The 5,116-nt window shown below is 69.2% G+C and carries 5 protein-coding genes; 2 read left to right on the top strand and 3 right to left on the bottom strand.

From position 1 onward, the window contains the following. Positions 1-267: 267 nt before the first annotated feature. The 3 genes from ABT232_RS38185 to thyX all read right to left on the bottom strand — a co-directional run bounded on the left by ABT232_RS38185 (position 268) and on the right by thyX (position 3,982). A complete protein-coding gene (locus ABT232_RS38185; RefSeq protein WP_351849369.1) occupies positions 268-1,953 on the bottom strand; it encodes a ribonuclease J in 1,686 nt (561 codons plus the stop codon). 162 nt (positions 1,954-2,115) lie between these two features. Next, a complete protein-coding gene (dapA, locus tag ABT232_RS38180) occupies positions 2,116-3,015 on the bottom strand; it encodes a 4-hydroxy-tetrahydrodipicolinate synthase (RefSeq protein WP_351849368.1) in 900 nt (299 codons plus the stop codon). Positions 3,016-3,226: 211 nt separating this feature from the next. Beyond that, positions 3,227-3,982, bottom strand: a complete 756-nt coding sequence (thyX, locus tag ABT232_RS38175) for an FAD-dependent thymidylate synthase (RefSeq protein ID WP_351849365.1) — start codon at positions 3,980-3,982, stop codon at positions 3,227-3,229. Positions 3,983-4,129: 147 nt separating this feature from the next. On the opposite strand from thyX, the gene ABT232_RS38170 reads away from it, so the two are divergent. Continuing rightward, positions 4,130-4,369, top strand: a complete 240-nt coding sequence (locus tag ABT232_RS38170) for a hypothetical protein (protein ID WP_351849363.1) — start codon at positions 4,130-4,132, stop codon at positions 4,367-4,369. Between the two features lie 101 nt (positions 4,370-4,470). After that, positions 4,471-5,025, top strand: coding sequence for an SCO5741 family PH domain-containing membrane protein (locus ABT232_RS38165; RefSeq protein ID WP_351849362.1), 555 nt, complete (start codon positions 4,471-4,473; stop codon positions 5,023-5,025). Positions 5,026-5,116: the final 91 nt, after the last annotated feature.

The raw sequence follows: 5,116 nt of genomic DNA, 5'->3' as shown, positions 1-5,116 counted from the left end.
TCTATCAGATCTTTCCGATCCGATTTCCTCGGTGCTTTCCAGGTTCTCGCTTCGGCGTTTCCGCTTCCGCGTTTCCCTTTCCGGCGGTTCCGACTTTATCAGAGATTCTGAGTCGGTTTTCCCGCCCCCTTCGGGGACTGGTTCCGGCTCACGAAGTGGGCCGGGTTCCCGGTGGGGCAGGGCCGTAAACGTACTGGAGCGGGGCGCCCCGATGCAAATCGAGGTGCCCCGCTCCCAGTTCGCCCGGGCGAGAGGTCGTCCGGAGGGTCAGACCTCCACGACGACCGGCAGGATCATCGGCCTGCGTCGGTAGGTGTCGGAGACCCACTTGCCCAGCGTGCGGCGGATGAGTTGCTGCAGCTGGTGGGGCTCGACCACGCCGTCCTGGGCCGAGCGCTCCAGGACCTCGGTGATCTTCGGCAGCACCTCGTCGAAGGCGGAGTCCTCGATGCCGGAGCCGCGCGCCTGAACGTGCGGGCCGCCGGTGATCTTGCCGGTGGACGAGTCCACGACGACGAAGACCGAGACGATGCCTTCCTCGCCGAGGATCCTCCGGTCCTTCAGGGCCGGCTCTCGCACATCGCCGACCGAGAGGCCGTCGACGTAGACGTAACCGGCCTGGACCTTGCCGGAGATCTTGGCCTTGCCCTCGACGAGGTCGACGGCCACGCCGTCCTCGGCGATGACGATGCGGTCGTGCGGGACGCCGGTCATGGCGCCCAGCTCGGCGTTGGCGCGCAGGTGGCGCCACTCGCCGTGGACCGGCATCAGGTTCTTCGGGCGGCAGATGTTGTAGAAGTACAGCAGCTCGCCGGCCGAGGCGTGGCCCGAGACGTGGACCTTGGCGTTGCCCTTGTGGACGACGTTCGCGCCCCAGCGGGTCAGGCCGTTGATCACGCGGTAGACCGCGTTCTCGTTGCCCGGGATCAACGACGACGCCAGGATCACCGTGTCGCCCTCGACGATACGGATCTGGTGGTCCCGGTTGGCCATCCGGGACAGCGCCGCCATCGGCTCGCCCTGCGAGCCCGTGCAGACCAGGACCACCTCGTGGTCGGGGAGGTCGTCGAGCGTCCTGACGTCCACGACCAGGCCCGGCGGGACCCGCAAATAGCCGAGGTCACGGGCGATGCCCATGTTGCGGACCATGGAACGGCCGACGAAGGCGACCCGGCGGCCGTACTCGTGCGCCGTGTCCAGGATCTGCTGGATGCGGTGGACGTGGCTGGCGAAGCTGGCCACGATGATCCGCTTGCGGGCGTTGGCGAAGACCGTGCGCAGGACGTTGGAGATGTCCCGCTCGGGCGGAACGAACCCGGGGACCTCCGCGTTCGTCGAGTCGGAGAGAAGGAGGTCGATGCCTTCCTCGCTCAGCCGTGCGAACGCGTGGAGGTCCGTGAGGCGGCCGTCCAGCGGAAGCTGGTCCATCTTGAAGTCGCCGGTGTGCACGACCATGCCCGCGGGAGTGCGGATGGCCACGGCCAGGGCATCCGGGATGGAGTGGTTGACCGCGACGAACTCGCAGTCGAAGGGGCCGATGCGCTCGCGGTGCCCCTCCACCACCTCCAGGGTGTACGGACGGATCCGGTGCTCCTGGAGCTTGGCCTCGATCAGGGCGAGGGTCAGCTTGGAGCCGATCAGCGGGATGTCCGGCTTCTCGCGGAGGAGGAAGGGGACGGCGCCGATGTGGTCCTCGTGGCCATGGGTCAGGACGATGCCCTCGATGTCGTCGAGGCGGTCCCGGATGGACGAGAAGTCCGGCAGGATCAGGTCGATTCCGGGCTGCTCCTCCTCGGGGAAGAGCACTCCGCAGTCGACGATCAGCAGGCGGCCGCCGAACTCGAAGACCGTCATGTTTCGGCCGATTTCGCCGAGACCGCCGAGCGGGGTGACGCGCAGGCCGCCTGCGGGCAGCGGCGGGGGCGGGCCGAGTTCAGGATGCGGATGACTCAAAAGACTCTCCTCACCACGCGCGCCACGTACCGGTAGGGCACGTGGCGCGCATGACGTTCGTGCAGAAGCAGTTGTCGTTGTGGGGTGCAGGCACCGGTGGCCTGCGCTATTCAGTTGTGGAGCCTTGTGCTGCGAGGCGGCGGCCTCGCGAAGTCTTGGTTGTTAGAGCTGTACCCCGCCGGCGGCAAGATCGATCTTGAGCTGCTCGATCTCTTGCGCGGTGAGTTCGACCATCGGGGGCCGCAGCGGGCCACCGGGCAGTCCCAGCAGGTCGAGCGCGGCCTTGGTGGTCATGACGCCCTGGGTGCGGAACATGCCGGTGTAGACCGGGAGCAGCTTCTGGTGGATCTCGGTCGCCTTCTGGACGTCGCCGGAGACGAAGGCGTCCACGAGGGCGCGCAGGTCCGGGGTGACGACGTGGCCGACGACGGAGACGAAGCCGACCGCGCCCACGGAGAGCAGCGGGAGGTTCAGCATGTCGTCGCCGGAGTACCAGGCGAGGCCGGACCGCGCGATGGCCCAGCCGGCCCGGCCGAGGTCGCCCTTGGCGTCCTTGTTGGCGACGATCCGCGGGTGCTCGGCGAGCCGGACCAGCGTCTCGGTGTTGATCGGGACGCCGCTGCGGCCGGGGATGTCGTAGAGCATGACCGGCAGCTCGGTGGCGTCGGCGATGGCCGTGAAGTGCCGGTACAGGCCCTCCTGCGGGGGCTTGTTGTAGTACGGCGTGACGACCAGCAGGCCGTGAGCGCCGGTCTTCTCGGCGGCGTGGGCCAGTTCGATGCTGTGGCGGGTGTCGTTGGTGCCGACGCCGGCCACGATGTGGGCGCGGTCGCCGACCGCCTCCAGGACCGCTCGTACGAGGTCCGTTTTCTCCGCGTCGCTGGTGGTGGGGGACTCGCCGGTGGTGCCGTTGATGATCAGGCCGTCGTTGCCTGCGTCCACCAGGTGCGCGGCGAGCCGCTGCGCGCCGTCGAGGTCGAGTGCGCCGTCCGCCGTGAAGGGCGTGACCATGGCGGTGAGGACCCGCCCGAAGGGGGTCTGCGGAGTGGAGGTCGGAGCCATGGGTTACACGCTACTCGTTGCTCAGGGCGCGGTCTGCCCTCGGGTCAGGGGATAAGTCAGGACAAAGATGGAGCCCGGCACTGCCTGCTCGGGGGTTCAAGCAGTGCCGGGTCCGTTTGATCAGGCTAGATGAACTTCGCTAAATGCCGCAATACGGACACTTCGCGAGGCTGACCCGTACATCTGTACCCACTTGAGGAACGGTGGTGCGCTACGGCGCGACCCGTCCGTTCGCGTTGAAGGCGGCGTACGTGAGCGGCATCAGCCGGGCCCACTCGGCCTCCATCTTCTCGCCGACCATCTCGATCTCCCGCTGCGGGAACGACGGCACCTTCGCCAGTTCGTGCTGGGTGCGCAGGCCGAGGAAGTGCATCAGCGAGCGGGCGTTGCAGGTGGCGTACATCGAGGAGAACAGGCCGACCGGGAGGACCGTACGGGCGACCTCTCGGGCGACGCCCTCGGCGAGGAGCTTCTGGTAGGCGGAGTAGGCCTGCTGGTACGACTCCTCGAGCACCTCGTGGACCGTGTCGTACTGGGCCGGCGTTCCCTCGACGAAGGTGTACTTGCCCGGGCGGCCCTCCTGGACCAGCTTGCGGGAGGCGTCGGGGACGTAGAAGACCGGCTCGAGCTCCCGGTAGCGGCCCGATTCCTCGTTGTAGGACCAGCCGACGCGGTGCCGCATGAACTCCCGGAAGACGAAGATCGGGGCGCTGATCAGGAAGGTCATCGAGTTGTGCTCGAAGGGGCTGCCGTGCCGGTCCCGCATCAGGTAGTTGATCAGGCCCTTCGAGCGCTCGGGGTCCTTCTGGAGCTCGGCGAGGGACTGCTCACCGAGGGTCGAGACACGAGCGGCGAACAGGACGTCCGTGTCGGAGGCGCTGGACTTCACCAGCTCGACCGTCACGTCACCGCGCAAGGTGATGTCGGAGTGGGGGGCGTCGGCGGAGGTCAAGGGGATCCTTCCCATCACGGCTGGAGTGCGGCGCCCACTTTACTCAGTGCCATAGGGCCAGATTCTCCCGGTAAGCGGGCACTTCTGCGGGTACTCGCGCGTCTGACTGGATGACCTTCGTCCACGCGATCCCCGAGTCCCCGGAGAGGAGCACGACCCTCGATGTTCCGTCGGCGCGAGCCCGTACCCTTCGCCTTCGTCGCCGAAGCCGACAGGTTCCGCAGCAATGTCACTCCCCCGCCCCCCGAGCGGCTCTCCTTCGCGGAGGTCGCCGGGCGCTGGCTGCTGGGGCTGACGATCGTCGCGGGGCTGGCGGGTTCCCTGGTGATCGGCACACCGGCGCTGGAGCTCGACCACCCGTCCACGCAGACACAGAAGTCCCACGCGTCCGAGGAACGCTGAGCGGACGCTGACTCGGACGGGCCCCCTAGGGTGGTGAGCCGGGACACAGGTCGATAGCCTCACCGGGCACAGCCCACGCCTGGATCGAGTGAGGACCCGCCGTGCCCCTGCCCTTTCTGACGGCTGACCGAGCCTTCGACGCGGCGGACGATGTCGCGCTCCCGTTCGACGATCGCGACCGCTGGCGGCGGCCCTACCGGCCCGGACCGTGGCGCGTCGGCGCGGCGGCGATCGCGCTGCTGCTCGCCTCGTACGTGCTGTTCGCGGCCGTGATCATCGCGCTCACCGGCACGCCGGCCGGGGCCGGGGCGGTCTTCGGCGTCGCGCTGGTGATCATCGTGGCGGCCCTGCGGCTGCTGCGCATGGGCGTGTGGGTGAGCGCCCGGGGTGTGCGGCAGGTCGGTTTCCTCGTCAGCCGCACCGTGCCCTGGGACCGTGTGGTGGCCGTGCGGACGGTGCAGCAGCCGGTGCGCTGGCTGGGGCTGCCGCGCACGGTGCAGGGACAGGCGCTGAACCTCGTCCGCGAGGACCGTGGCGCGGGCGACGCGGCGCCGCTGCTGACCACCCACAACGCCGACTTCCTGGCGCGCCCGGAGGCGTTCGACCGGGCGGCGGACGCGGTGGAGGCGTGGGCCGCGGAGTACCGCCGCGGCTGATCCGCACGGCATGGGGGAGGGGCGGGGGGCCCGCCCCCGCGCGCGCGCGCCCCCCCCCCCCCACCGCCGCCCCCCCCCACCGCCCACGGGG

The sequence above is a fragment of the Streptomyces sp. NPDC001532 genome (genome assembly GCF_040298625.1).
Taxonomy (GTDB): domain Bacteria; phylum Actinomycetota; class Actinomycetes; order Streptomycetales; family Streptomycetaceae; genus Streptomyces.
Note: the sequence above shows the minus strand (reverse complement) of the source record. Positions and strands in the feature narration are given on the sequence as shown.